The sequence below is a fragment of the Azospirillum sp. B506 genome, assembly GCF_000333595.1.
GTDB lineage: Bacteria > Pseudomonadota > Alphaproteobacteria > Azospirillales > Azospirillaceae > Azospirillum.
Genome location: NZ_BADK01000776.1, coordinates 1 through 2,452 on the forward strand (window position 1 = coordinate 1; position 2,452 = coordinate 2,452).

A 2,452-nucleotide genomic window follows, 5' to 3' on the forward strand; every position below is an offset into this window, starting at 1 on the left:
CGCCCATTCCCCAGCGGACGGACCAGGATGGGCTGCAACAGCCCGAGATCTTCGATGGATCGGGCGAGCGAGTCCAGCCCGTCGTCGTCGATGCGGCGGCGGGCATGGCTGTCGGGCACAGCGATGGCGGCGACGGCAATGCATGCGGCGTCGCCCATGGCGGCAAGGCTCATGGCACAGGAACTCCTAAGGCGCGCGTGCATCGGCATGTGCCTGGGCAAGCGCGGCGGACAGAGAAGGGACGGTGTCGGGGAATTTGCGGGCGCAGCAGGCCCGTTGACGACGATGACACTGCCAATTTTCAGGCATGTTGTCAATTTAAGGGAAATAAATCCTCCAAACCTCCAGATCCGGTCTCGTTTGTCAGGCAGGAAAATTATTTCCATAATTGAACTTATGTGTCGTCCAGTGTACGCGCGGTAAGTTCTATTCTGAAGTGCAACTTTCTTGTAACCACAGTGGTTTACGGGTGGTGAGCGCTGATGGGTGAGCATTATTCGCAGATCGATTTCGCTGAGCGCCGCCGCATCCAGGATATGCGCGACGCCAAGATGCCGGTGACGGCGATAGCCGAGGCTTTGGGTCGTCACCGGTCGACCATCCACCGGGAAATCCGGCGCAACTTCTGTTACGACCCGTTCCGAGATCGCGGCGCAGCTGAAGGTTTTCAGGGCCAAGGAGGTGTCGCAGCCTGACAATTAGGCCAGATGCAGCCGGTGATTGGTCATTCCCGCCGCCAGGGCGGAATCATGCGTCACCATCAGCATCGCCAGCCCACGGTCCCGCACCAGATCGCGCAGCAGCCCCATGACCTCGGCCTGGGGCAGCAGATCCAGGCGGGAGGTCGCCTCGTCGGCGAACAGGAAACAGGGGTCGAGCAGCAGCGCCCGCACCAAGGCCAGCCGCCGCAACTCGCCGCCCGACACCCTCGACGGCCGGCGCTCCAGCAGGGCCTCGTCCAGCCCCATCCGCTCCGACAGCGACCGTACCGCCGACCAGTCCAACCGGTGACGCCGGCACAGGTCGGTCAGGCCGGTGCGCAGATTGACCGCCGGGGCGAAGGCGGCGATCGGATCCTGATGAAGCTTCTGATAGCGCAACGGATTGGGATCGCCGGCAGGGGGCGCCCCTGGGAATCGGCCCCAACCAGAGTTTCGGCAACCCCCATGCGGGTGAAGATGTAACCGCTGCGCGCCGGGTCGATTCCGCCGATCTCCAGCGGCGACACGACACGCAAGGTGCGGGGGGCGGCGGCGATGGCGGATACCGCCGGGGTGCAGGCCAGCACCAGGCAGCCAGACAGGACAGGACAGGACAGGACAGGATTCAGCGGGTTCTGCCAGCCTTCGCGCCAGCTTGTTTGACGGCACAGGGTTGACGTAGAGGATCACCACCATTCCGGAGGTGACCGATGCACTGTCCACACTGCTCTTCGACCGCGACGAAGGAGCGTTCGGATCGGACGGCCCACGGCTACCGCCGCTTCCGCTGCCAGGAGTGTGGGCGCGGTTTCAACGAACGCACCGGCTCGCTGCTGAACCGGCTGCAGTTGCCTTCCGACGTCGTCTTCCTAATCGTGCTGTGGCGCCTCCGGTTCAAGCTGAGCTTGCGCGATCTCGCCGAAATCCTGCTCCTGCGCGGCTTGGTCTTCTCGCACGAGGCGGTGCGCGACTGGGAGACCAAGCTGGCGCCGTTGCCATGCCCTGCGCCAGCGACGCAGGGGCAAGATCGGCCGCAGCTGGTACGTGGATGAAACTTATCTGAAGGTTAGCGGGCGGTGGCAGTATCTGTACCGCGCCATTGACAGCGGCGGCAACTTGGTCGACGTCTATCTCAGCGCCAGCCGCGACCAGGCTGCCGCCGAGGCGTTCTTCGGCTCGGCCATTGAGGTGACGGGCGTCATCCCGGAGACCATCACCACCGACAAGCATGCCAGCTACCCGCCGGCCCTCGAGGAGGTGTTCGGAGACAACGTCGAGCACCACATGTCGAAGTACAAAAACAACCATTTGGAGCAGGATCACCGCGGGGTGAAGGGCCGCACGCGCCCGATGCGCGGCTTCAAGTCCTCAACCAGTGCACACCGGTTCTGCCGGGCCTATGACGAGGTGCGCAACTTTCTACGGCCGGCGACGCAGCGCAAGCAGCACGTCCCGGCAGGCCAACGACGGGCAATCCATGTTCAGAGAATCGCCGCCCTGCGCGACATGCTTGCCATCGCGTAAACACGGCCGCTCGCGGCACGGCAATCCTCACCTCCAATCCGATCTTGGCGCGAGAACTGACGCAACCTTCTATCCCATGCTGGTGCAGACGGCGGCGCTGTCGGGATCGATCCTCATCATCCTGGGCATGGCGACCGCGATGGCATGGGCGCTGACCCAGTCCGGCTTCTCGCGCGATCTGGCGGCGGTCATGACGAATCTTCCCGGTGGTGCGGCCGGCTTCATAG

At 64.0% G+C, this 2,452-nt stretch carries 5 protein-coding genes and 1 pseudogene; 4 read left to right on the plus strand and 2 right to left on the minus strand.

What is annotated here, in order from left to right; translation table 11 throughout:
- Positions 1 to 494: ParB N-terminal domain-containing protein (locus I71_RS41115; protein WP_375731218.1), on the minus strand; the 494-nt coding region annotated here is incomplete at its 3' end.
- On the opposite strand from I71_RS41115, the pseudogene I71_RS36385 reads away from it, so the two are divergent.
- Positions 483 to 662 (plus strand): annotated as a pseudogene (locus I71_RS36385) (helix-turn-helix domain-containing protein); the annotation flags it as partial. The gene I71_RS41115 and the pseudogene I71_RS36385 sit on opposite strands and share 12 nt — an antisense overlap.
- A gap of 36 nt (positions 663 to 698) precedes the next feature.
- Here the strand turns inward: I71_RS36385 and I71_RS40135 are convergent.
- Positions 699 to 1,100: an ATP-binding cassette domain-containing protein gene (locus I71_RS40135; protein ID WP_042699700.1), complete on the minus strand. Its 402-nt coding sequence runs from the start codon at positions 1,098 to 1,100 to the stop codon at positions 699 to 701.
- 311 nt (positions 1,101 to 1,411) lie between these two features.
- Between I71_RS40135 and I71_RS38930 the strand changes: the two genes are divergently transcribed.
- The 3 genes from I71_RS38930 to I71_RS40145 form a co-directional block, all read left to right on the plus strand.
- A complete protein-coding gene (locus tag I71_RS38930) occupies positions 1,412 to 1,753 on the plus strand; it encodes an IS1 family transposase (RefSeq protein ID WP_199902250.1) in 342 nt (113 codons plus the stop codon).
- Positions 1,746 to 2,225, plus strand: a complete 480-nt coding sequence (locus I71_RS40140) for an IS6 family transposase (RefSeq protein WP_244434025.1) — start codon at positions 1,746 to 1,748, stop codon at positions 2,223 to 2,225. Before I71_RS38930 ends, I71_RS40140 begins: the two co-directional genes overlap by 8 nt.
- A gap of 76 nt (positions 2,226 to 2,301) precedes the next feature.
- Positions 2,302 to 2,452: TRAP transporter large permease subunit (locus I71_RS40145; RefSeq protein ID WP_280109912.1), on the plus strand; the 151-nt coding region annotated here is incomplete at its 3' end.

Bases quoted from the DNA above. Each gene is read 5' to 3' on its own strand.
- I71_RS38930 (WP_199902250.1), top strand. From the start codon at position 1,412: ATGCACTGTCCACACTGCTCTTCGACCGCGACGAAGGAGCGTTCGGAT.